Origin of the sequence: Nocardioides conyzicola (genome assembly GCF_039543825.1) — a bacterium.
Taxonomy (GTDB): Bacteria; Actinomycetota; Actinomycetes; order Propionibacteriales; family Nocardioidaceae; genus Nocardioides; species Nocardioides conyzicola.
In genome coordinates this window covers 420,842-442,499 of the sequence record NZ_BAABKM010000002.1, presented here as the reverse complement: position 1 = coordinate 442,499, position 21,658 = coordinate 420,842, and the positions used below count along the sequence as shown (strand labels likewise).

19 protein-coding genes are annotated in these 21,658 nt (G+C 72.6%); 13 read left to right on the top strand and 6 right to left on the bottom strand.

The window, feature by feature from the left end:
* The first annotated feature begins 35 nt into the window (after window positions 1–35).
* Window positions 36–1,181 carry a hypothetical protein gene (locus tag ABEA34_RS05085; RefSeq protein WP_345519901.1) on the top strand — a complete coding sequence of 382 codons (1,146 nt, stop codon included), beginning with the start codon at window positions 36–38 and terminating at the stop codon, window positions 1,179–1,181.
* A gap of 25 nt (window positions 1,182–1,206) precedes the next feature.
* Window positions 1,207–2,748, top strand: coding sequence for a GAF domain-containing sensor histidine kinase (locus tag ABEA34_RS05080; RefSeq protein ID WP_345519899.1), 1,542 nt, complete (start codon window positions 1,207–1,209; stop codon window positions 2,746–2,748).
* On the opposite strand, the gene ABEA34_RS05075 is transcribed toward ABEA34_RS05080, so the two are convergent.
* Both ABEA34_RS05075 and ABEA34_RS05070 read right to left on the bottom strand, forming a co-directional pair.
* Complete coding sequence (locus ABEA34_RS05075; RefSeq protein WP_345519897.1) at window positions 2,707–3,495, bottom strand: response regulator; 789 nt, start codon at window positions 3,493–3,495, stop codon at window positions 2,707–2,709. The two genes, ABEA34_RS05080 and ABEA34_RS05075, sit on opposite strands and share 42 nt — an antisense overlap.
* Before the next feature lie 143 nt (window positions 3,496–3,638).
* Complete coding sequence (locus ABEA34_RS05070) at window positions 3,639–4,316, bottom strand: response regulator (RefSeq protein WP_345519895.1); 678 nt, start codon at window positions 4,314–4,316, stop codon at window positions 3,639–3,641.
* 165 nt (window positions 4,317–4,481) lie between these two features.
* On the opposite strand from ABEA34_RS05070, the gene ABEA34_RS05065 reads away from it, so the two are divergent.
* The 3 genes from ABEA34_RS05065 to ABEA34_RS05055 are packed head-to-tail and all read left to right on the top strand — an operon-like array spanning window position 4,482 to window position 8,310.
* Window positions 4,482–5,309 (top strand): hypothetical protein, encoded by an 828-nt coding sequence (locus ABEA34_RS05065; protein WP_345519893.1) that lies wholly within the window; start codon window positions 4,482–4,484, stop codon window positions 5,307–5,309.
* Between the two features lie 2 nt (window positions 5,310–5,311).
* The gene (locus ABEA34_RS05060) at window positions 5,312–7,141 is read left to right on the top strand and encodes a PQQ-dependent sugar dehydrogenase (protein ID WP_345519891.1); all 1,830 of its coding nucleotides are present in this window, start codon (window positions 5,312–5,314) and stop codon (window positions 7,139–7,141) included.
* Complete coding sequence (locus ABEA34_RS05055; RefSeq protein ID WP_345519889.1) at window positions 7,138–8,310, top strand: S8 family serine peptidase; 1,173 nt, start codon at window positions 7,138–7,140, stop codon at window positions 8,308–8,310. Before ABEA34_RS05060 ends, ABEA34_RS05055 begins: the two co-directional genes overlap by 4 nt.
* Here the strand turns inward: ABEA34_RS05055 and ABEA34_RS05050 are convergent.
* Both ABEA34_RS05050 and ABEA34_RS05045 read right to left on the bottom strand, forming a co-directional pair.
* Window positions 8,264–9,313 carry an LCP family protein gene (locus ABEA34_RS05050; protein ID WP_345519887.1) on the bottom strand — a complete coding sequence of 350 codons (1,050 nt, stop codon included), beginning with the start codon at window positions 9,311–9,313 and terminating at the stop codon, window positions 8,264–8,266. The two genes, ABEA34_RS05055 and ABEA34_RS05050, sit on opposite strands and share 47 nt — an antisense overlap.
* Window positions 9,310–10,035: a hypothetical protein gene (locus ABEA34_RS05045; RefSeq protein WP_345519885.1), complete on the bottom strand. Its 726-nt coding sequence runs from the start codon at window positions 10,033–10,035 to the stop codon at window positions 9,310–9,312. Before ABEA34_RS05045 ends, ABEA34_RS05050 begins: the two co-directional genes overlap by 4 nt.
* 219 nt (window positions 10,036–10,254) lie before the next feature.
* Between ABEA34_RS05045 and ABEA34_RS05040 the strand changes: the two genes are divergently transcribed.
* Window positions 10,255–13,032 carry a helix-turn-helix transcriptional regulator gene (locus tag ABEA34_RS05040; RefSeq protein WP_345519883.1) on the top strand — a complete coding sequence of 926 codons (2,778 nt, stop codon included), beginning with the start codon at window positions 10,255–10,257 and terminating at the stop codon, window positions 13,030–13,032.
* A gap of 99 nt (window positions 13,033–13,131) precedes the next feature.
* Complete coding sequence (locus tag ABEA34_RS05035) at window positions 13,132–14,091, top strand: Dyp-type peroxidase (protein ID WP_345519881.1); 960 nt, start codon at window positions 13,132–13,134, stop codon at window positions 14,089–14,091.
* 1 nt (window position 14,092) lies between these two features.
* Here the strand turns inward: ABEA34_RS05035 and ABEA34_RS05030 are convergent, their stop codons facing one another.
* The gene (locus ABEA34_RS05030; RefSeq protein ID WP_345519879.1) at window positions 14,093–14,839 is read right to left on the bottom strand and encodes a response regulator; all 747 of its coding nucleotides are present in this window, start codon (window positions 14,837–14,839) and stop codon (window positions 14,093–14,095) included.
* Between the two features lie 226 nt (window positions 14,840–15,065).
* On the opposite strand from ABEA34_RS05030, the gene oxc reads away from it, so the two are divergent.
* From oxc to ABEA34_RS05000, 6 genes are all read left to right on the top strand, one after another.
* Window positions 15,066–16,775: an oxalyl-CoA decarboxylase gene (gene oxc, locus ABEA34_RS05025; protein ID WP_345519877.1), complete on the top strand. Its 1,710-nt coding sequence runs from the start codon at window positions 15,066–15,068 to the stop codon at window positions 16,773–16,775.
* A gap of 23 nt (window positions 16,776–16,798) precedes the next feature.
* Window positions 16,799–17,977, top strand: a complete 1,179-nt coding sequence (locus tag ABEA34_RS05020; protein ID WP_345519875.1) for a CaiB/BaiF CoA transferase family protein — start codon at window positions 16,799–16,801, stop codon at window positions 17,975–17,977.
* Entirely contained in the window at window positions 17,974–18,711 is a 738-nt protein-coding gene (locus tag ABEA34_RS05015; protein WP_345519873.1) for a YoaK family protein, read from the top strand. The genes ABEA34_RS05020 and ABEA34_RS05015 overlap by 4 nt, the downstream gene beginning before the upstream one ends.
* A gap of 113 nt (window positions 18,712–18,824) precedes the next feature.
* Window positions 18,825–18,971, top strand: coding sequence for a hypothetical protein (locus tag ABEA34_RS05010; protein WP_345519871.1), 147 nt, complete (start codon window positions 18,825–18,827; stop codon window positions 18,969–18,971).
* A 32-nt stretch (window positions 18,972–19,003) separates the two neighbouring features.
* Window positions 19,004–19,843: an Ig-like domain-containing protein gene (locus tag ABEA34_RS05005; RefSeq protein WP_345519869.1), complete on the top strand. Its 840-nt coding sequence runs from the start codon at window positions 19,004–19,006 to the stop codon at window positions 19,841–19,843.
* Window positions 19,844–20,013: 170 nt separating this feature from the next.
* A complete protein-coding gene (locus ABEA34_RS05000; RefSeq protein ID WP_345519867.1) occupies window positions 20,014–21,186 on the top strand; it encodes a glycoside hydrolase family 6 protein in 1,173 nt (390 codons plus the stop codon).
* 9 nt (window positions 21,187–21,195) lie between these two features.
* Here ABEA34_RS05000 and ABEA34_RS04995 read toward each other — a convergent pair whose 3' ends face one another.
* Window positions 21,196–21,597: a PGPGW domain-containing protein gene (locus tag ABEA34_RS04995; protein ID WP_345519865.1), complete on the bottom strand. Its 402-nt coding sequence runs from the start codon at window positions 21,595–21,597 to the stop codon at window positions 21,196–21,198.
* Window positions 21,598–21,658 lie beyond the last annotated feature (61 nt).

The following is a 21,658-nucleotide window of genomic DNA, read 5'->3' as shown; positions in this document are numbered from 1 at the left end:
ATCGTTCGTGGCACCGGTCGATCCTGGTCGCGTCGATGTGCTCGCTCGTCGGTGTCGTCGTCCACTTCCTCGGCCCGGTGGTGCCGGTGCAGCTGGCCGTCATCTTCCTGGGGATCGGTCTCATCGGTGCGGCCTTCATGCTCGCGTGGGCCGCCGACGCCGGGGAGGCTGTGTTCTCCGGCGGGCTCGTGCTCGCGGTCGTCGCGCTGGTCACGGTGCTGCCGGAGTTCGTGATCGAGATCCGCTTCGCCTTCATCCAGGCCGCCGAGCTGGTGACCGCCAACCTCACCGGCGCCACCCGGCTCCTGCTGGCGGGGGCGGTGTCGCTGCCGCTGGTGGTGCTCATGCTGGCGCACGCCCGTGGCGACGAGGCGGCTCCGGTGCGACTCGCGGACAACCGCCGGCTCGAGCTCGGCGTGCTGCTGGTCACCGCTGTGTTCGCCATCCAGTTCACGATCCGGGGCAACCTGTCCGTCTTCGAGTCGGTCGTGCTCATCACGCTCTACGTGCTCTACACGCGGCGGGTGCAGGGCACGCACGGCGAGGAGGCAGGCGCCGTCGGAGTCGCCGCCGGTCTCGTGGCCCTGTCCGGGCGGCGACGACAGCTCGCGATCATCGGGCTGATCGTGGGGCCCGGTCTGGTCGTCCTCCTGGTCGCCAACCCGTTCGCCGACGCTCTGCTGGCGACCGGGGCCTCGGTCGGCATCGACCCTTACCTCCTGATCCAGTCGGTGGTGCCGATCGCGACCGAGTCCCCGGAGTTCGTCGTCGTCGCGGTCCTCATCGCCAACCACCGCCCGGCGCAGGGCATGGCGCTCTTCCTCGCGTCGTCCGTCAGCCAGTGGACGCTCGGGCTCGGCGCGCTGCCCGTCGCCTACCTCGCGGGCGGCGGCGGTCCGGTGATGCCGCTCGCGCCGAGGGAGCAGGTAGAGCTGGCGTTCACCATCGCGATGACCCTCTTCGTGGTCGCAGCCCTGGCCACCATGCAGCCGCAACGCATCGACGCGCTCATGGTGACCACGATCTTCGTGGCTCAGGTCGTCTACCCGGTCGTCGTGCTGCGTGTGGCGGCGACGTTCGTCCTGTTCGTCTTCGCCATCGACCTGCTGGTCCACCGTCGCCGTACCGTCCGACCGATGCTCCGTGCCGTCTGGGGCCGCCGCCAGAGCGCACGACCGTAGCCGCGCGCTCCGCTAGCCTGCCGCCATGACCAGGCTGGGCACGCCGCCGCCGAGGGGCGTCGAGATGACGCTCGCCTTCCTGGTCGGCGCGGCCTGGTTCGCGACCACGACGGTGCTGCTCGCGAAGCCCTTGCCCGAGTCGCTCGCGGTGTCCCTTGCGATGATCGCGTTCGATGTCGGCCTCGTCGTCGTGGTCGCCCGGGTCTGGGACATCGCGTACGCCGTGACGATCGGCGTTGCGAGCGTCGTAGCCCTCGACTGGTACTTCATCCCGCCGACCCACGACGTCGAGCTCCCCGACGCACGCAACATGCTCGCGTTGGTGAGCTATCTGCTCATGGCGTCCCTGCTGGGCGAGCTGGCGGTCCGGGCCCGGCGCCTCGCCGTCCGTGCCGAGGTCGCGCGGAGCGCGCTGGCCGACGAGCAGGCCGCGCTGCGCCGGGTGGCGACACTGGTGGCGCGGCAGACCGCTCCGGACGAGGTCTTCGCCGTCGTGACCGAGGAGGTCGGGCGACACCTGCGTGCCGATCTCGCGACGATGGTCCGCTACCACACCGACGGCACGGCGACCGTCGTCGCGGCGTGGTCGACGTCCGGGGCCAGGGCGACGCCGGGGACCCGACTGAGCCTCGAGGGCGACAACGTCGCCGAGATGGTGCACCGCACCCGGCGCCCGGCGCGCATGGACAGCTTCGAGCACGCACGCGGACCGTGGGCGGCCTCGCTGCGTGAGCTCGGTGTGCGCTCCAGTGCGGGAAGCCCGATCACGGTTGACGGGACCGTGTGGGGCGTCATGGTCGTCTCGTCGCGGTCGGACCTACCGGTCCCCGAGGGCATCGAGACGCGTCTCGGGGAGTTCACCGAGCTCGTCGCGACGGCCGTGGCCAACGCGCAGGCGCGCACCGACCTCATCTCCTCCCGGTCCCGGCTTGTGAGGGCTGCCGACGAGTCCCGCCGGCGCATCGAGCGCGACCTGCACGACGGTGTCCAGCAGCGCCTGGTGGGCCTCGCCCTGAACGTGCGTCTCACCCGGGAGATGGCCCGCGACGGCACGGACATCACGCCGCAGCTCACCGAGGTGGAGACGAGCCTGGTCAGCGCGGTGGACGAGCTCCGCGAGCTCTCCCACGGCATCCACCCCGCGATCCTGACGGAGGGCGGTCTCCGACCCGCACTGGGAGTGCTGGGTCGTCGGTCGGGCGTGCCTGTGGAGCTGGACATCGGCGCCGTGGGGCGTCTCGCTGCACCCGTCGAGGTCGGCGTCTACTACGTGACCTCGGAGGCGCTGACCAACATCGCGAAGCACGCTGGGGCGTCGGTGGTCCGGGTCGCGCTCGAGGTGACCGAGACCGACGTACGCCTCACCGTCGCGGACGACGGTGTCGGTGGGGCCGATCGTGACCGAGGGTCGGGACTGACTGGTCTCGAGGACCGCGTGCACGCGCTCGGGGGACGCCTCGAGGTCAGCAGCCCGCCAGGGGTGGGCACCACGATCGTCGCCGTGCTCCCGCTTCCGCGGGACGAGTCACCCGGCATCGGCGACCAGGAGACGGACGGCGTCGCCTGACAGGCGTTCCTTCGGCACGAAGCCGTTCGCGGGGCTCGCCTCGATGAGGTCGGCGAACTCGTCCGCCGAGTGCGTGGACATCAGCACGACCGAGGGGCGGTGCGGCTGGCCGGCATCGAGTCGGCGGGCGAGATCGAAGCCGCTGTCGGTGCCGAGGTTGATGTCGACGAGCGCGACCTGCGGGTGGAGCACCGCCACGCTGGAGAGGGCCTCCGCGCTGCTGGATGCCGTTCCCACGACGTCGAAGCCGTCCCTCGCCAGAATCCGCCGGGCCAGCTCGCGGAAGGGTGCGCTGTCGTCGACGATCAAGATGCTCATGCTCACACCTCCATCATCCGCGGTCGCCTCGTCCCGCGCATTGCGGATAACCCGAACTCTCGCCCAGTCGGCGCAGCTCCGCAGGCCCGACGCCGTCGTACCGACGGGGACGAGTCCGGCCCACACCGGCCCACCCACGGGGAGCAGGAGCAGGAGGACGACACCGGCCAACCCGAAGGTCCACGCGTTCGCGAGGGCCGCTGCGGCGACCAGCCCGCCGGACAGCCAGTCGAGACTCCCACCGGCGGGCAGCGGCAGCGCGTCCGCCACCGACGCCAGCGTCCGCGCGGCGTCGCCGGCGGCCTGGCTGAGGGCCTGCTGCGCCGTGACCTTGACCGTCGTGGCGAGGACACCGGCCACGGTGAGCTCGCGCTCGCGCAGGACGTCCCACACCCGGGTGGAGGTGGCTGTCGCCGCTGAGATCGCCATGACCGGTCCTCTGGTCGCCGTTGCTGTGTGGACCGTTCCAGCATCGCGACGACGGGGGTCTCACCGCGTCGCGGACAGCGACCAACCGTGGTTCCCGACGGCGGGCCGGTGGGACTACCGGCTATCGGGAAGAGGGTCGGACCTCAGAGCGCCTGGAGGTAGGCGACGACGGCGAGCACCCGGCGGTGGTCGGCGACGTCCTCCTGGAGGTCGAGCTTGTGCATGATGCTCTTGACGTGCTTCTCGACGGTGCCGGGCGTCACCCAGAGCACCTGGCCGATGCCCGCGTTCGAGCGGCCCTCGGCCATCAGCGCGAGCACCTCCCGCTCGCGCGGGCTGAGCGCGTCCAACGGGTCGTCACGCCGCTGCGCGGAGACGAGCTCCTGCACGAGGGCCGGGTCGACGATCGACCCGCCTCGTGCGACGCGTCGTGCGGAGTCCAGGAAGTCGTCGACATCGACGACCCGGGTCTTCAGGAGGTAGCCGATGCCCTGGCCGCCGGCGAGCAGCGTCATCGCGTGCTCGACCTCGACGTGCGCCGACAGCACGAGCACGGCGACGTCGGGCAGCTCCTCACGGATGGTGCGGGCCGCGTCCAGGCCCTCGACCGTCTGCGTCGGCGGCATCCGGATGTCGGTGAGCACCAGGTCGGGCACGCGCTCCCGTACGAGGTCGAGCAGGGTGACGGCGTCACCCGCCTCGCCGACCACCTCGAAGCCGGGCCTGCTGAGGAGGCTGGCGAGTCCGGCCCGCAGCAGGACGTCATCATCGGCGACGACGACCCGGAGGTTCCGGTCCGCGTCGTTCGGGGCATGCGACATGAACCTGAGTATGGACGTCGCAGCGCCGTGACACCCACCTGTTGACCGGTATTCGGAGTGGGGGACACCCGCAGCAGAAGTGGGCCGCTGCCGGGGTGGCTGGTTCCGGGGCCGTGCCGAAGTCTTGGTGGGGTTCCCTACTCGTGCCACCCGGAGGAGTCCGAGATGCGTTCCCACAGACTCACCATGCTCGCGGGCCTAGCAGCCGGCCTGGTCGGACTGACCGCAGCGGCCGCCGTCGTCACCGCCTCGGAGGCGGAGCAGCCCTCCCGCCCCGGCGTCTCGCAGAGCGCCCCGCTCGCAGTCGCAGGCGGCGACGGCGGCGGCGCCACTCTCTACCCAGGTCTGGTGAGCGTTCACTTCGACCGGACCGCTGCCGCCCTGGCTGCGGCGTCGACCAAGGCCGACATCGGCGACGTGACCGGTGCCGGCCGCAGCGTGCAGGCGGCCCGCGCCCAGATCAAGGCCTCCTGGGCGGGGACGCGCTACCTGATCCGGACCACGCCGCCGCCGCCTCCTCCGGCGGACCGCGCTGGAGCCGGCGGTGACGGAGGCGGTGCGGGCTACGCGGCACCACCCGCGACCGCGCAGCAGTTCTTCTCGATCCAGCACGACCTCGCCGCTGCGTCGGCCGGTCTCCTCAGCGCTCGTCCGGTGCTGAACGCCAAGCTGGTCGCCGCCCTCCAGGCGAACGCGACCCTCCGTGACCGGGCGATCGAGTACATCCACACCACGGAGCCTCCGGCTCCGCCACCGGCCGACGACAGCGCGAGCGCAGGCGGTGCGCCCGTCGCCACCACCATCGGGAGCGTGATGCCGACGGTAGTGGTGTACCTCGATGACGAGATCGTCGCTCTGAAGGGCACGATCGCCACCAACAAGAAGGTCCTGCCGGCCGACGTCGTCACCGCCCTGCGGTCGTTGATCACCAAGGCCAAGGCGACCGAGACGAAGATCAACACCTACTGGCCGCCGCTTCCGGCCGACGACTAGGGGTGGGTGAGACGCACGCAGCCAGGGTGCGGCTCGCGGCGGCCGTGGCCGCCGCGAGCCTGCTGTTGGGTGGTGCCGTTCTCCTGGGCAGCCAGTCCGGACGCACCGCTGACGCCGGGCCTCCGAGCGGTGCGCTCCTGCCCGACCTGGATCAGGAGACGCCCAGCCAGCTCGTGGTGCGTCGCGGCGGCGACGGCGCGTGGGTGCTCGGGTTCGCATCCGCCATCCGCAACATCGGCGACGGCCCGATGGTCCTCGAGGGCAACCGCACCACGGGTGGCGCGTCGGAACCGATGCCGGTCAACCAGGTGCTCGCCATGCAGGACGGCGGACGGGCGGTCGTCCCCGAGGTCGGCAACCTGACCTTCGTGGTCTCGCCCGACCACCGACACTGGCACTACGTCGGCTTCGACAGGTACGAGCTGCGGCGACCCGGCGGCGGCGAGGTGGTCGTGCGCGACCGCAAGTCGGGCTTCTGCCTCGGCGACCGCTACGCCGTCGACAGCCGCGTCGTGACGGCGGCCGCGCCGACCGCGGTCTACACCGAGGAGTGCGGCCTCGGTGATGCCGAGCTCACGCACCTCGTGGAGGGCATCTCGGTGGGGTACGGCGACAAGTACGCAGCGAACCTCGAGTACCAGGAGCTCGACCTCTCCGGGCTCACCGACGGCACGTACGTCCTGGTGCACCACGTCAACGCCGACGGCTCGCTGCACGAGCTGACCTACGCCAACAATGCAGCCTCGCTCCTCATCGACCTCCGCTGGCGAGACGGAGCGCCCGATGTCACGGTCCTGCAGAGCTGCCCGGACACCGACCGGTGCGACCAGCAGCCGACGGTGACGACCGTCGCCACCGGCCTGGAGGTGCCGTGGGACCTCGCCTTCATGCCCGATGGCTCGGCGCTCATCACCGAACGGGCCGGCCGCGTCCGGCGCCTCACGCCGGCTGGCCGGCTCGACCCGGCGCCGGTCGCGCGGGTGCCGGTCTCACCGCGCGGCGAGGGCGGTCTGCTGGGCGTGGTCGTCGACCCCGAGTTCGCGAAGAAAGACTTCGTCTACCTCTACTGGACCGCGGCCGACTCGATGCGGCTGGAGCGGTGGCGGTGGACGGGTAGGCGGCTCGTGCCCGACGCCACCCTCGTCGACGACATCCGGTCCGGCGACGTCCACGACTCGGGTCGTCTCGGCTTCGCGCCAGACGGGCGGCTCTTCCTTGCCACGGGGGACGCCGGCAAGCCCGATCTCGCGCAGGATCCCGCGTCGCTGAACGGGAAGATGCTCGCGCTGACGCCCGAGCAGTACCGCGGAGGCGGCCCGGCGCGACCCGAGATCGTCGCGAGCGGGCTGCGGAACTCCCAGGGCTTCGACTGGCAGCCGAAGTCGGGGATGCTCGTGGCGAACGACCACGGGCCGACCGGCTTCGACGGGCCGGAGGGCTACGACGAGGTCGACGTGATCGAGCCCGGTGGCAACTACGGGTGGCCCGCCGCGATCGGCGACGACACCGGCGGCGGTCGGTTCCGCACGCCGGGTCGGATCTACCTCGACGCGATCGCGCCGTCCGGAGGCGTCTTCCTCACCGGGCGGTCCGCGTGGCAGGGCGACTACGTGCTGGCCGCGCTGCGTGGCCAGGAGCTGCGTCGTCTCCAGTTCGAGGACGGCCGCGTCGTCGTCGACGAGCCGATGCTCGAAGGCACCTACGGTCGATTGCGCACGGTGAGGGAGGCTCCCGACGGGAGCCTGTACGTGCTGACCAGCAACCGCGACGGGCGCGGCGAGCCGCGCCCGGGCGACGACCGGATCCTCCGCGTGGAGCTCCCGCAGCCATGAGCGGCCGGCGTGCGACGCACGGGCCCGGCCTGCTGGGGTGCCTCGGTGCGTGCCTGGCCCTGGGTGCGGGAGTCGCCGCCGTGCTCACCGCGACGTCCGGCGCCGGCACCGGCGCCGTCGCTCGTCCGCTGGTGCCCGACGACCCCGGCCGCAGCGGGAGCGCCGGCGGCTGGGCCGAGCTCCAGTGGAACTTCGCCGGCCCGTACGGCGTCGACGCACCCGACGCGTGGGGGAACCTCGTGGCTGCCGGCGCCCCGGGTGGGCAGGGCGTCACCGTCGCGGTCCTCGACACCGGAGTGGCGTACCCGGGCGGCGACGAGTCGGAGCCGGGCTCGCCCGACCTCGACCCGGATCTGCTGGTGCCGGGCTACGACTTCGTCGGGGACGACGATGATCCCTTCGACCGCAACGGCCACGGCACCCACGTCGCGTCCACCATCGCGGAGCGGACCGGCAACGGCGTGGGCCTGACCGGCCTCGCGTACGGCGTGCGGCTGATGCCGGTGCGGGTGCTCGACAACTACGGTGAGGGCGAGCCCGGCGCCATCGCGCGCGGGGTGCGGTACGCGGTCGACCACGGCGCCCAGGTCATCAACCTCAGCCTGAACTTCGTCTCCGACCCGCGCCCGGCCTCGGTGCACGACCTGGCCGACGCGCTCGCCGAGGCGCACGACCGCGGCACGCTCGTGGTGGTCGGCGCCGGCAACCGTGGCGAGGACTCGGTGGCGTACCCGGCGTCGGCGCCCGACGTCCTCGCCGTGGGCGCGACGACCGACTCCGGTTGCCTGGCCAGCTACTCCGACTACGGCGAGGGTCTTGACCTCGTGGCCCCGGGCGGGGGAGGCGACGCACACGCGGACGACCCGCACTGCGGGCTGGGACGGATCGGTGCGCGGGTCTTCCAGGTGACGCGCGCGGCGGCGCCGTACGTCGGCTTCGACCTGGCCGGCTACCAGGGCACCTCGATGGCCGCTCCGCACGTCGCCGCCACGGCGGCCCTCGTGATCGCCAGCGGCGTCCTCGGCGAACACCCGTCGCCGGACGCCGTCGCCGACCGACTGCGGGCGACCGCCCGCGACCTGGGCGCCCCGGGCCCCGATCCGCTCTACGGCTGGGGCCTGGTCAACGCTGCTGCCGCGACGGCGCCGGGTGCGCCCCACCGGCCGTGACCGTCGCGAGACCCGACCGCCGACACAGCGACTCGTCGAGGTCAGCCACCCGGTCCTCCTGGACGAGGGCGAACATCTCGGCGGCCCGCTCGCGGTCCCAGTGCACGACCGCGACATCCGCGTCGGTGATCGGCACCCCGCAGGTCAGGCCGCCGTCACCGTCGACGTGGCGCAGTGCCCAGGCGAGCCGCGCCATCGCCACCGGACCGACGTCGTCGCCCACCCGGACCGACGCCACGGCGCCGGAGGCGACCCGCCAGTAGCGCCGGGGGCTGACGAACGTGCGCGGGGACAGGGCCGCGTCGGCGAGTGCGGAGACGACCTCGCGCTGGTGGGCGGCGCGGTCCAGGTCATCGAGCCGCTGTGCGTGCCGCGAACGCGCGTAGGCCAACGCGGTCGGGCCGTCGGCCCGCGCGCACCCGGCGTCGACGTGCAGGCCGGCGCGTGCGTCGTCCATCCGGGTCTCCGGACAGATGACGATGCCGCCAACGGCGTCGACGCTCCTCACCACGCCGCCCAGGCCGACCTCGACGTAGTGGTCGACCCGGACTCCCGTGGCCGCCTCGACGGTCTGCACCAGCAGCGGCGCACCGCCGTACGCGTAGGCGGCGTTGATCATCGACGTGCCGTGCCCCGGCACGTCGACGAGCGATGCGCGCGGCACCGACAGCAGGAGGGCCGGGCCGGCGCCGACGTGGAGGAGCATCACCGTGTCGGCCCTGTTCCCCCCGTCGCCGTTGCCGGTGCCGAGCCGTCGCCGATCGGCCGACGACAGGTCGGACCGGCTGTCGAGGCCGACCAGGAGGTACGTCGTGCCGGGCTGGTCCGCCGGCCGGGGCCCGTCGGGCTCGGCGTCGACCCGGGTGACGTTGGTCCACGCGACGCCGGGCACGACCGCGAGGTACGCCGCCGCGGCCAGCGTCACCAGGGCCACGCCCAGCAGGACGACCCTGCTGCCCCGGCGGCGGTGGGTGCGTGGAGCGCCGGGGCGGTGCAGGGTCACTCGCCACCGCCGTACGCGCCGTTCATGAGCCGGTTCGCCACCACGACCCGCGCACGGGTGCTGGTGAGTGAGCTGCGCCCGGCGGTCGTGAGCACGTACGTCGACAGCGCGGTGTCGATCAGCTTGATCTCGGCGGGGAAGGTCCCGAGGATGTCCGACATGCCGTCCGTGTAGTCGTCGCCGGCCCCCTCCGGGGGAAGCGCGACGACCCGCGAGATCATGCCGTTGCGGCGGACGTGGGTGCGGTTCAGGGCGTTGGCCATCGAGCGGACCACCCGCGTCCCCTTCTGGCGGTTCAGCAGCGGCACCAGGGTCGTCGTGACCTTGTGGTCGAAGCCCAGCATCTTCAGCACCGCGCCCGGGCCCGGAGGCTCGTCGCTCTCGGGGTCGGCGGGCGGCTTGCCGATGAGCCCGACGGCCGCGGCGTGCGCACGGTCGGTCCGGCGCGCCAGCGCGTTGAACGCGGCCGCGGCCTTCCCCGGGTGACCCTTGTGCAGCTCGGCGAGGGCGAGCGTGAGCGCCGCCGTCGCGCGGGAGAGGGGGGTGGCCGCAGCAGCGGCGCGCGAGGAGGTCGTGGGCGGCGTGGCTCGGCGCGGGCTGTCTGCGGCCGACGTGGTCGGCGCGACCAGCCCGCTCAGGGCGACCGCCAGCACGACGCCTCCGACAACGGCGGCACGACGGACGGGGCGGCTGGTGCGGTGGGGGAGGGAGTGGGTGTTCATGGCTTCGTCCTCGGTGGGGTGATCTGCGACTACCTGCACTGTCGTCCGCGAGGGCCGGTCCGCACCTCGCCGCCAGCCGCCAACTCGACTACCCGCCAGCGGGAGGGTGCTCCCCATCACCCGAATTGGGGAGGCCGCACGTCGTTCCCCCGCCGTACGATCGCCGGAGAGGGAGATCGGGGCTGGTTGCTTCCTGCCCGGATCGGACGGGTGGAGGGGATGGGTTCCGTCGACGCGCTCACCGGGCGCCGGGCCGAGTGCGGGCTCATGGACGACCTCGTCACGGGCGCCTCCGCCTCGCCGGTGGTGCTGGTGCGCGGCGAGCCCGGGATCGGCAAGACCTCGCTGGTCGCGTGGGCGCGCGACGTGGCTGCCTCGCGCGGGATGGTCACGTTGAGCGCCGCGGGCACGCCGACAGAGCGAGGACTTCCCTTCGCGACGCTGCACCAGCTGCTCCACCCGCTCGGCACCGACGAGAAGACACCGCGGTGGCGCCGGGCGGTGGCGGACGCCCTGAATGCCCTGGACGCGCCGGAGGCCGCCGGCGCGGCGATGGTCGGCACGGCGATGAGCGTGCTCGAGCTGCTCACCGACGTGGCCCGGGAGACGGGACTCTTCGTGGCCGTCGACGACGTCCAGTGGGTCGACGGCCCGACCCGCGACGTGCTGACGTTCGTCGCCCGACGGCTCGGTCCGGAGCCGGTGCGCCTGGCGCTGGCGGGACGCGACGAGCAGCCGGACCCGTTGGAGGAGGTCGCCCTCGGCCAGGGATGGCACACCGTGCGCCTGAGCCGGCTCGACGACGTCGCGGCGGCGGCGCTGCTCGACCGGGTCGCACCCGACCTGCCCGCCGACGCCCGACGGCGAGTGCTCGACGAGGCGGCGGGCAACCCGTTGGCGATCAAGGAGCTCCCGAAGACCATCACCGATGCGGCGTACATCGATGGCGGCGACCTGCTGCCCGTCAGCCGCCGGTTGGAGTCGGCGTTCGCGTCCCGGATGGCGGTGCTGCCCGAGCGCACGCGGCGGCTGGTGCTGCTGGCGGCGCTCCACGACAGCGACGCGGTGGGCGAGGTGCTGGCGGCCGGTCGGGTGCTGACCGGGATGGCGGTGTCCCTGCGCGACTTCGAGCCCGCCGTCGAGGTCGGCCTCGTGGAGATCGACCGCGACAAGGTGCGGTTCGGGCACCCGCTGGTGCGCTCGGCCGTCTCCCAGGACGCCGGCCCGGCGACGCGCCAGGAAGCGCACCGCGTCCTCGCCCGGACGGCGCGCTCGCCCGATCGGCGGGTGTGGCACGCGGCCGCGGCGGCCGAGGCCCCGGACGAGGCGGTGGCCGACCAGCTCGACCAGGCTGCCGTCGCGGCGCTGCAGGGAGGAGCGCTGGAGACAGCGGCCCGGGCGTACGAGGAGGCAGCACGGCTCAGTGCCGACCCGCGTCGGCGCGCTACCCGACAGCTGCTCCTCCTCGAGATGCTCGACGAGATGGGCCAGCGCGACCGAGCGCTGACCGTGCTCGAGCTCCTCGACCCGGCCGTCCTTGACGCGGGGGAGCGGACCCGCCTCAACTGGATGCACGAGCTGCTGACCACCGGCGCGTGGAGCGGTGGCGACCGCGTGCGCCTGTTCGCGCAGATCGCCCGCCGAATGCACGCCGATGGCGACACCCGCAGGGCGACAGCGATGCTGGTCGGCATCGCGCTGCGGTCGTGGTGGTCCAACGTCGACGCGGACACGTCGCGGCTGCTGGCCGAGTCGGCCGACGAGGTCACGGCGGCCGACAGCGCGGTGCACCTGATCGTGACCTCGCTCGCGGCGCCCGAGGAACGCGGAGCGAAGTCGCTGGCGGCGTACGACCGGCTCGACCTCTCCCTCGCCGATCGCAACGCCGAGGTCATGCTCGGGCTCGGGCTGGGGGCCGCCGGGCTCGGTGACCACCCCAGGGGACGCCAGCTCTATGCGCTTGCCGTGGCCGACGGCCGGCGGCAGGGGCGGCTGAGCAGCCTCACCCAGGCCCTGGCCGGGTCGGCCTGGTGCGAGCTGCATCTCGGCCGGCTGCGCCGGGCCGAGGTGGCTGGCGAGGAGGGCCGACGGCTCGCGCTCGAGACGATGCAGCCGCTCTGGGAGGCCACCTCCTCGCTGGCGGTGGCGGCGTCGCGCAGCCTGCGCGGTGACGTCGAGACAGCGCTGATGGACGCCGATCGCGCCGAGGAGGTGTTCCTGGCGGTCGGCGCCGACCCGATGCTCGCCCTCGTGCGGACCGTCCGCGGCTACGCGGCGCTGGCCCGGGGCCAGTACGACGAGGCGTTCACCCAGCTGTACGCCGTCTTCGACCCGCACGACGTCGCCTTCCACCAGCACCACTGCACGTTCCTGGTCGCCGAGCTGGCCGAGGCGGGGGCGCTCGGCACCCGGGCCGAGGCCGCCCGCGAGGCGATCGACGCGGTGCTCGACCGACGACTACGCACCGGGTCGCCGGTCCTGGCGGCAGGCGCGCTGGTCGCCAGGCCGCTGCTCGCGGAGGAGAGCGCCAAGGCGGACCTCTTCGAGGAGGCGCTGCGCGACGGGCTGGCGGCGTGGCCGATGCATCGCGCGCGGGTGCAGCTCCACTACGGGGCGTGGCTGCGCCGCGGCCGGCGCATCGCCGAGGCTCGCGGGCCTCTGCGCCTGGCGCACGAGACCTTCGCCGGACTCGGCGCGGTGCCGTGGGCCGAGCGCGCGGCGGTCGAGCTCCGCGCCGCGGGGGACCTGCCCCCCGAGCAGGTCACGGCTGCGTGGGAGCACCTGACCGCCCAGGAGATCCAGATCGCCGCGCTCGCCGCCGCCGGTCTGACCAACCGCCAGATCGGCGAGCGGTTGTTCCTCTCGCATCGCACGGTGAGCTCGCACCTCTACCACATCTTCCCGAAGCTCGGGATCTCGTCGCGGGGCCAGCTCGGCGCTGCACTCGCCGGGCTGGAGACGTCGGAGGACCTCGGCCGGTCGGGCACCGCGAACTGACGGGCATGCTGACCTCCCTCGAGCGGGTGGGAGATCCGCCATCGTCAGGGGGTGCTGGCGGCATGGCGCCGGGACGCGTCGCCCTGAGACGGTCGGTGCGTGACCATCGTTCCCTCCGACGTCGGCAGCGAGGCGCAGGCCGTGCTGGCGGCGCCCGGTCGGGTGTCGCACGTGCTCGTGGTCTCGATACGTCCCGGCGCCGAGGCCGTCGTGCGTGGCCTCGCCTGCGCGCTTCCCCTCTTGGTGCGAGCGGTAGGGGCGCGCGCACCGGACGCGGAGCTGGCGTGCGTCATCGGCTTCTCGTACGACGGATGGCTGCGGGTCGCGGGCCGGACCGCACCGTCAGGGATGCGACCGTTCGAGCCGGTCCACGGCGTCACCCAGACCGCACCGGCGTCACCCGGCGACCTCCTCGTCCACGTCCGGACCGCAAGCAGGGGGCTCTGCTTCGAGCTCGTGACCCGGGTGGTCGCCGAGCTCCGCGACGCGGTCCGGGTCGAGCTCGAGGTGCAGGCGTTCCGCTCCTTCGACAACCGCAGCCTCCTGGGCTTCGTCGAGGACGTCGACAACCCCACCGGCGCGGCCGCTGAGGTGGCCGCGCTCATCGGTGCGGACGATCCCGAGCACGCCGGCGGCAGCTTCGCGCTCGTGCAGACCTTCCTGCACGACCTGACGGCGTGGGAACGGCTGCACGTGTGCGAGCAGGAGCGGGTCATGGGGCGCGACAAGCTCACCAACACCCCGATCCCGGCCCAGGACGTCGACCGGCACCGGCTGACCCGTCACCAGGGGACGCAGCCGCTGCGGCACGACATGGCGTTCGGCTCGCCGGCGCTGGGGGAGTTCGGCACCGTGTCCGTCGCGTACGCCGCGTCGCCCGACGTCCTCGAGGCGAGTGTGCGGAGGCGGTTCGTCGGCGTACCGCTCGGCACCTACGACCCCCTGCTCGACTTCTCGACGGCGGTGAGCGGGGGGCTCTTCTACGTCCCCCCGAGCGTCCAGCTCCGTGGCCTGGCCACGCCGCGCGGCGTCCGTCGGGCGCCGGTGGAGGTCGCCTAGGTCACGCCGACGCAGCCGCCAGTCGGGGATGGTCGTGGGTGCCCCCAGCATCGCCGGCCGTGCCGGCGAGGAACGCGATCACAGCGAGCACGCGGCGATGGTCGGCGGGACTGTCGCCGAGCCCGAGCTTCGTGAGGATGCTCCGGACGTGCTTCTCGACGGTGCCCTCGGCGACCCACAGCTCGTGGGCGATCCCGAGGTTCGAACGGCCCTGGGCCATCAGGGCGAGCACGTCGTGCTCCCGCCTGCTCAGCTGGGAGAACGGGTCGTCCCGGTCGCGCGCGACCATCAGCTCGTGCACGAGCACGGGGTCGAGCACGCATCCGCCGCGGACGACCCGGTGCAGAGCATCGATGAAGTCGTCGACGTCGACGACCCGGTGCTTGAGGAGGTAGCCGACCCCTCGTCCACTCGCCAGGAGCTCGGCTGACGACTCGATCTCCACATGTGCGGCGAGCACCATGATCGCCGTCTCCGGCCGCTCGGCCCTGATCCGCGCGGCGGCCTCGAGACCTTCGACGGTGCGCGTGGGCCGCAGTCCCGCGTCCAGGACCACGAGGTCCGGGCCGTGGCGGCTGACGAGCTCCATGACCCCGTCGGCGTCGCTGGCCGTCCCCACGACCTGGTGCCCGTGGCGCTGCTCGAGCAGGCCCGCGAGGCCGGTGCGCGTCAGGACGTCGCCGTCAGCGATGACGATGCGTGTGGTGTGTTCTCGTGGTGTGACCACGACCTTGTCGTCGACGGACACGACATGCCTCCCTCTCCCGCACGAGGACCTGCTCGACCTCCGTCCGGCTCATCCTCCGCGCTCGGTCGAGCACCTGCATCCGTCAGATGACTGGTTGGGCTCACTACCCCCGGGACTACCCGTTACCCGCCAGCGGCAACGGCGGTCAGCGGCAACGACATCGTCCGCAGGTCTCAGGAGACTCGGTGGCCCAGGCAACGCCACCCACCGTGTGACGGAGGAACCCATGACAGTCTCGGAGACGCAGGCACCGCTCAGCGACGGCATCGAGCTCGTCGTCGACGCGCTGGTCGCGAACGGCATCGACACGGTGTACGGCGTGGTCGGGATCCCGGTCACCGACGTGGCCCGGGTCGCCCAGGCCAGGGGCATGCGGTACATCGGATTCCGCCACGAGCAGTCGGCCGGGCACGCCGCGGCTGCCGCCGGCTTCCTCGGCGGCCGCCCGGGTGTGTGTCTCACGGTCTCGGCGCCCGGCTTCCTCAACGGGCTGGTGGCCACGGCGAACGCCACGACGAACTGCTTCCCGATGATCCAGATCAGCGGATCGAGCGACCGGGCCGTGGTCGACCTCCAGCGGGGCGGCTACGAGGAGCTGGACCAGCTCGCGACGGCGCGCCCCCTGGTCAAGGCGGCCTTCCGCGTCGAGCGGGTCGAGGACGTCGGTCTCGGGGTCGCCCGCGCGGTGCGCACCGCGATGTCCGGTCGCCCCGGAGGTGTCTACCTCGACCTCCCGTCGACGACCCTCGGCGCTGCGATCGCGGCCGACGAGGCCGCCCGCTCCGTCATCACCGTGGTCGATCCGGCGCCACGCCAGCTCGTCTCGCTCGATGCGTTGAACCGGGCGGTCGAGGTCATCGAGAGTGCCCGTCGGCCTCTCGTCGTCATCGGCAAGGGCGTCGCCCAGGCGCGCGCCGAGCACGTCGTCACCGAGCTCGTGGAGCGCACCGGCATGCCGTTCCTGCCGATGTCCATGGCCAAGGGCGTGCTGCCCGACGGCCACCCGCAGTCGGTGGCGGCGGCGCGGTCGATGGCGATCGCCGAGGCGGACGTCGTGGTCCTGCTCGGCGCTCGGCTCAACTGGCTGCTCGGCCACGGACGCTCGCCGCAGTGGGCCGAGGACGCCCGCTTCGTGCAGGTCGAGGTCGAGCCCGAGGAGCTGGACAGCAACCGGCCGATCGCCGCGCCCCTGGTCGGTGACCTGGTGTCGGTGGTCGGCCAGCTGGCGACGGCGCTGCGCCCCGGCGGCATCAGGATCGACCAGGGCTGGCTCGACCGTCTGTCGGAGCACGCCGCGCGGAACGCGGCGAAGATGGCAGCGCGGCTCGCGGCCGACGTGAGCCCCATGAACTTCTCGACGGCGCTCGGTGCCGTCCGCGACGTGCTGGCGGCGCACCCGGGGACCATCCTCGTCAACGAGGGCGCGAACGCGCTCGACTTCGCCCGCGACATCCTGCCGATGACGATGCCGCGACGTCGCCTGGACTGTGGGACGTGGGGCGTGATGGGCGTCGGACTGGGCTACGCGGTCGCCGCCGCCGTGGAGACCGGGCTGCCGGTCCTCGCGATCGAGGGCGACAGCGCCTTCGGGTTCAGCGGCATGGAGGTCGAGACGATCTGCCGCTACGGCCTGCCCGTCACGACTGTCGTCCTCAACAACGGCGGCATCTACCGCGGGGACGACCCGAGCCAGGCGCCACCGCAGCCGGCTCCCACCGCGCTGAGCCCGTCGGCGCGCTACGACCAGCTCGCCGAGGCGTTCGGGGGGAGCGGCTACCACGTCGAGACCCCGACGGAGCTCACCAAGGCGCTCGAGGCGGCGTACGCCGAGGGGCGTCCGGCCGTCGTCAACTGCGTCATCGATCCCACCGCCGGCACCGAGAGCGGCCACATCGGCGGCCTCAACCCCCAGCGCGCGGCGTCCGCCGCGTCCTGACCCACCCACCCTGAGGAGAAGCCATGACCGAGCAGCTCGACCACCTCAACCCCGACCAGCCCTACCCGCTGGAGGGGATCACCGTGGTCGACTTCAGCCGGGTCCTCGCCGGCCCCACCTGCGGGCGGATGCTCGCGGATGCGGGGGCCCGGGTGATCAAGGTGGAGCGACCTGACACCGGCGACGACACGCGCCTGATGGGGCCGTTCGCCCAGGACGGGTCGTCCGAGTACTACCGGTTCGCCAACCTCGGCAAGGAGAGCATCTGCCTGGACCTCAAGGACCCGGACGACCGCGCGTTCGTCAAGCAGGTGATCGCGCGGGCCGATGTGGTCGTCGAGAACTTCCGGCCCGGCGTGATGGCCCGGCTCGGCCTGGACCCGGCCGAGCTCGTCGAGGAGTTCCCGCACCTGGTCGTCTGCTCGGTCTCCGGCTTCGGCCAGTACGGACCGCTCCACCAGGAGGCGGCGTACGACACCGTCATCCAGGCGATCTCCGGGATGATGGACGGCACCGGGGAGCCGGACCGCGGACCCACACGGGTCGGCACCTCGATCGCCGACATCCTGGGTGGCATCTTCGGCTACTGCGGCGTGGTCACCGCCCTCTGTGCGCGGGAGCGCACCGGCCGGGGGAGCACCGTCGACATCTCGATGCTCGACGCGACGTTCTCGGTCATGGAGCAGAGCCTGATGGAGGCACTGGGCACAGGGGAGCGGCCCACCCGGATCGGCAACCGACACCCCTCGATGGCACCGTTCGACACGTTCGACTGCCAGGACCAGCCGATCGCGATCTGCTGCGGCAACGACCACCTCTTCGGCATCCTCGCGAAGACGCTCGACCTGCCCGGGCTGTCCGACGACCCACGCTTCTCCAGCAACGTCGACCGCACCGACAACCAGGCCGAGCTGAAGGACGAGCTCCAGGCAAAGCTGCGCACCGAGCCCGCCGAGACGTGGCACCAGCGTCTGCAGGACGCGGGCATCCCGTCGAGCCTCGTCCTCAACATCGACGACACCCGCAAGCTCGGCCAGATCAAGGCTCGCGGCATGGTCAAGCAGGTGGGTGGCTTCGACGTGCCCGGCTCGCCGATGAAGTGGGGCACCTGGAACTCGATGGGCACCATGCTCCCCTCTCCCGCGCTCGGCGAGCACAGCGACCGGCTGCGGGCTGAGTTCGGCGCCGCGACGGCTCGATGACCGCCGACGCGCCGGGGTCGGCCGACCTCGTCGTACGCCGGCCAGGCAGGTCGCTGGCGGGCTCGGACTGGCTGCTCGCCGGGTTGTCCTTCTCGGCCGGCGCCTACGAGGCGATCGCGTTCCTGACCTTCGGCAAGGTGTTCACGGCCTTCCAGACCGGCAACCTGGTCTTCCTCGGTCTGGGTGCCGCCGGCACCCGACCCCCGGCCGGCCCCGAGCCCCAGACCGTGCTCGTGTCTCTGGTCGGGTTCGTCGTGGGCTGCGTCGTGGCCGTACCGCTTCTGCGCGGTGCGGCCCCGGCGGGCCGCCGCTGGCCGACGCGGGTGGTCACGACCCTCGCGCTGGGCCTCGCCGTCCAGGTGGTCTTCGTGCTGACCTGGACCACGACGTCGCAGCCCGACGAGCGCATCGGCGTCCTGGTCGCCCTGGGTGCGCTGTCGATGGGGCTCCAGATGAGTGCCGTACGCGCGCTGGACGTGGCCGGCGTCTCGACGACCGCCTTCACCGCGACGCTCGCGTTGCTCGCCGGCCGCGCCGGTGGGCAGCGCCAGCCGGCCGGAATGCCCCTACGTCTCGCCCTCGTGCTCGTGGCGGTCGTGCTCGGTGCGCTCGTCGGGGCCGAGGTGATCGACGACGCGCACGGCGTTGCGCCGCTCGCGCCGTTCGCGGTCGAGCTCGTCGTGCTCGTCGGCGCCGCCCGTCGGGTCACGGCGGGGGCCGACGGCCACCGCTGATGGTGGCTGGCCGGGTGCCGGGATGGCCGCTACCCGCGTAGCCCGGGAGTCGGGTCCAGCGACACCGTTGACCTCACCAGAACACACCGAAGCAGAACCCAAGGAGAAGGCAAGTGTCCTCAACCGTTCACCGTCACCGGGGGACGCCGAAGCAGCGGCTGACCGCACCTGAGACGCGCTTCGTCGTGGCCGTCAGCACGCTCACCGCGCTCCTGATGATCGCCCTTGTCCGCCATCTCGTGTCGGCCGTCGCCGGCTGACCCGCTCGTTGTCAGCACGAAAGGAAAGTCTGATGTCCCCCTCTCCCCGTCCCGCCCCTGCAGCCCGCCGGCACTGGCGTCGCCGCACCACGATCGTCATCGCCAGCGCCGCGATCGGCAGCCTCGTGCTCGCGCCGGAGGTGCTGCCGGCCTTCGCCGACTCCTCTCCCCACGCGGCGCGGGCAGGGGCGCTCACCGCCCTCCAGCCGGCTGCCGGGTCCTCCTGGATCCAGGGGGTCCTCACCGACCAGGCCGGCAACCCGCTCAACAACGTCAACGTCGAGGTGTGGCCGAACGACCCGAACGCCGCCACGCCGGTCGCGTCGAACCTCAGCTACGCCGGCACCCCGGCAGATGTCGCCCACCAGAGCGGCGTCTTCAGGGTCGAGGTGCCCTCCGGCAGGGCGTACCGCATCACCATCTCCACCGTCGGTGGTCGCGAGGACGGCGACCAGTTCCGGATGTCGTCCATCGGTGGCGGCGCGCCGATCATGGCGCGCACCGGCTCCCGCCAGGCGCTGCTCGCGGTCCCCGGACGCACCCTGGAGCTGGGCACCGTCCAGCTGGCTCGCCAGGGACGGGTCGCCTCGACCATCACCGCGAAGGCCGCGAAGCGACGGGTGGCGGCAGGCAAGCGCGGCACCTTGCGCGTACGCGTCACGAGCCCCTTCGTCACCAACGTGACCGGCAAGGTGCAGGTGCGCGTTGGAGGCAAGACGGTCACGCGTCACATCGGAGCCTTCGAGCACGGCCGGATCAGCATCAAGCTCCCGAAGCTGAAGGCGGGCAAGCACAGCGTGCACGTCGCCTTCCTGGGCAGCTCGACCGTCAGCCGTGACAAGGCCAAGGCGGTGCGCTTCGTCGTGAAGTGAGAGTGAGGCCGAGCAGGGTCGTGGTCCGCTTGAAGTCGTCGGCGTTGCTGGTCCCTGGTCGCCGGGTCGAGGGAGCCGACTTCTGCCGATCGGTGAACACGGGCGGGGTCCGGGAGGGAGTCTGTGACGGAACCCTCGGCCCTCACCACGCTGTCTCGGGAGGACGGACCATGCGACTCGGCGTACGACGTGCCGCGACCTGCGCGCTCACGCTCACCTGCATCGGCCTGCTCGCCGGCGCCTCGCAGTCCGCGACACCGCACGCGCGGGGACCGCTGACGTCGGTCACCGAGGTGTGGCAGAAGGCGGAGCACGCGTACGACGAGAACCCGTCGAACCCGCTGGCCGACCGCGTGTGGGGCGTCTACCAGGGCCCGCAGGACCAGGTCTCCGGGCCGTTCCTCTCGTCGCACGGGACCCGGCAGGCGCTGCTCTCCAAGATCGGGCTCCGGCCGAGGACCAAGTGGTACGGCGCGTTCGTCGCTGACGACAGGATCCGCTCCACCGTCCAGAGCTACATCGCGACGTCTCAGGCGGGCGACCCGGACAAGCTCGTCCAGATCGCGGTCTTCCGGATGAAGCCGTGGGAGCAGGAGGCGTGCGAGCGGCGCTCGACGCCGGCGGAGAAGCGCAGCTACCGGCGTTGGATCAACCAGCTGGCCGCCGGGATCGCGGGCACCCCGATGCTCGTCGTGATGCAGCCGGACGGGCCGTTCCTGTGGTGCACGCCGGACAAGGGGGCGAAGTCGAAGCTGCTGACGTGGGCCACGCAGAAGCTGTCGGCGCTGTCCCGCACCAGCGTCTACATCGATGCCGGGGCCGCGGACTGGTGCGAGAACGGCGCCGGCGCCGACCCCGAGCGCTGTGCCCAGATCCTCGAGCGGACCGGCATCGAGTACGCCCGCGGCTTCGCGCTCGACTCGACCCACTACACGGGGCCGGCCGACAACATCGAGCACGGGGCGAGGATCGCGGCCGCCCTCCAGCGTGACGGGTACGGCGTCAAGCACTTCATCATCGACACCGCCAAGAGCGGCCGTCCGACGATGTGGGAGGACATGGTCCCCGCGACCAAGAAGGACCTCAAGGACAACGCCCGGGTCTGCAAGACCCAGGTCCAGACCCGCTGCGTCACGCTCGGCATCCCGCCGACCGTCCGCACGGCCGATCCGAAGTGGCTGCTGTCGTCCGACGACCGGGCGCTGGCGAGGAGGTACGTCGACGGGTTCGTGTGGTTCGGGCGCCCCTGGCTCTACAACCAGGCGGACCCCTTCGTGCTGAAGCGGGCGCTCACGATGGCCAGGTCGACGCCGTACCCGGGACCGCTGATCACGGTGCCCTGAGCTCGCGACTCAGGCGATGGCCTGCGTCCCGACCAGGGCGGTGACCGCCGAGGTCAGCACGGTCGTGGCGACGATGAAGCCCGCGGTGGCGACGAGGCCGACCAGTCGGCGCGCGCGGGATCCGTCGCGGGGGAAGACCACGGCGCGGACCCGGGAGAGCCCGCGGCCCAGGAGGCCGAGCGCGTGCCGCGCCCAGTCGTACTCGAGCGCGAGCAGGGCGAAGCCGAGCGCGATCACGACGAGCCCGGGACCGGGCAGCACCAGCATCGCGACGCCGGCGGCGATGACCAGCGGACCGCCCACCGTCACCATGACCTTCACCACAACGGCCCGGACGGGACCGGCGTCCGACCACGCCTCGATGCGGGTCAGCAGAGCGTGGGCACGCGGCGAGAGAGAGTGATCGGTCACGCCTCAGGGTCCCAGCCCGGTCTGAGAGCCGACTGAGCGAGCTTGAGTCGAGCCGCGTCGC

Excerpts from the sequence above, each read along its gene's own strand:
- ABEA34_RS05085 (WP_345519901.1), top strand. The coding sequence starts at position 36 with ATGTGCTCGCTCGTCGGTGTCGTCGTCCACTTCCTCGGCCCGGTGGTG.
- ABEA34_RS05080 (WP_345519899.1), top strand. The coding sequence starts at position 1,207 with ATGACCAGGCTGGGCACGCCGCCGCCGAGGGGCGTCGAGATGACGCTC.
- ABEA34_RS05075 (WP_345519897.1), bottom strand. The coding sequence starts at position 3,495 with ATGGCGATCTCAGCGGCGACAGCCACCTCCACCCGGGTGTGGGACGTC.
- ABEA34_RS05070 (WP_345519895.1), bottom strand. The coding sequence starts at position 4,316 with ATGTCGCATGCCCCGAACGACGCGGACCGGAACCTCCGGGTCGTCGTC.
- ABEA34_RS05065 (WP_345519893.1), top strand. The coding sequence starts at position 4,482 with ATGCGTTCCCACAGACTCACCATGCTCGCGGGCCTAGCAGCCGGCCTG.
- ABEA34_RS05055 (WP_345519889.1), top strand. The coding sequence starts at position 7,138 with ATGAGCGGCCGGCGTGCGACGCACGGGCCCGGCCTGCTGGGGTGCCTC.
- ABEA34_RS05045 (WP_345519885.1), bottom strand. The coding sequence starts at position 10,035 with ATGAACACCCACTCCCTCCCCCACCGCACCAGCCGCCCCGTCCGTCGT.
- ABEA34_RS05040 (WP_345519883.1), top strand. The coding sequence starts at position 10,255 with ATGGGTTCCGTCGACGCGCTCACCGGGCGCCGGGCCGAGTGCGGGCTC.
- oxc (WP_345519877.1), top strand. The coding sequence starts at position 15,066 with ATGACAGTCTCGGAGACGCAGGCACCGCTCAGCGACGGCATCGAGCTC.
- ABEA34_RS05020 (WP_345519875.1), top strand. The coding sequence starts at position 16,799 with ATGACCGAGCAGCTCGACCACCTCAACCCCGACCAGCCCTACCCGCTG.
- ABEA34_RS05015 (WP_345519873.1), top strand. The coding sequence starts at position 17,974 with ATGACCGCCGACGCGCCGGGGTCGGCCGACCTCGTCGTACGCCGGCCA.
- ABEA34_RS05005 (WP_345519869.1), top strand. The coding sequence starts at position 19,004 with ATGTCCCCCTCTCCCCGTCCCGCCCCTGCAGCCCGCCGGCACTGGCGT.
- ABEA34_RS05000 (WP_345519867.1), top strand. The coding sequence starts at position 20,014 with ATGCGACTCGGCGTACGACGTGCCGCGACCTGCGCGCTCACGCTCACC.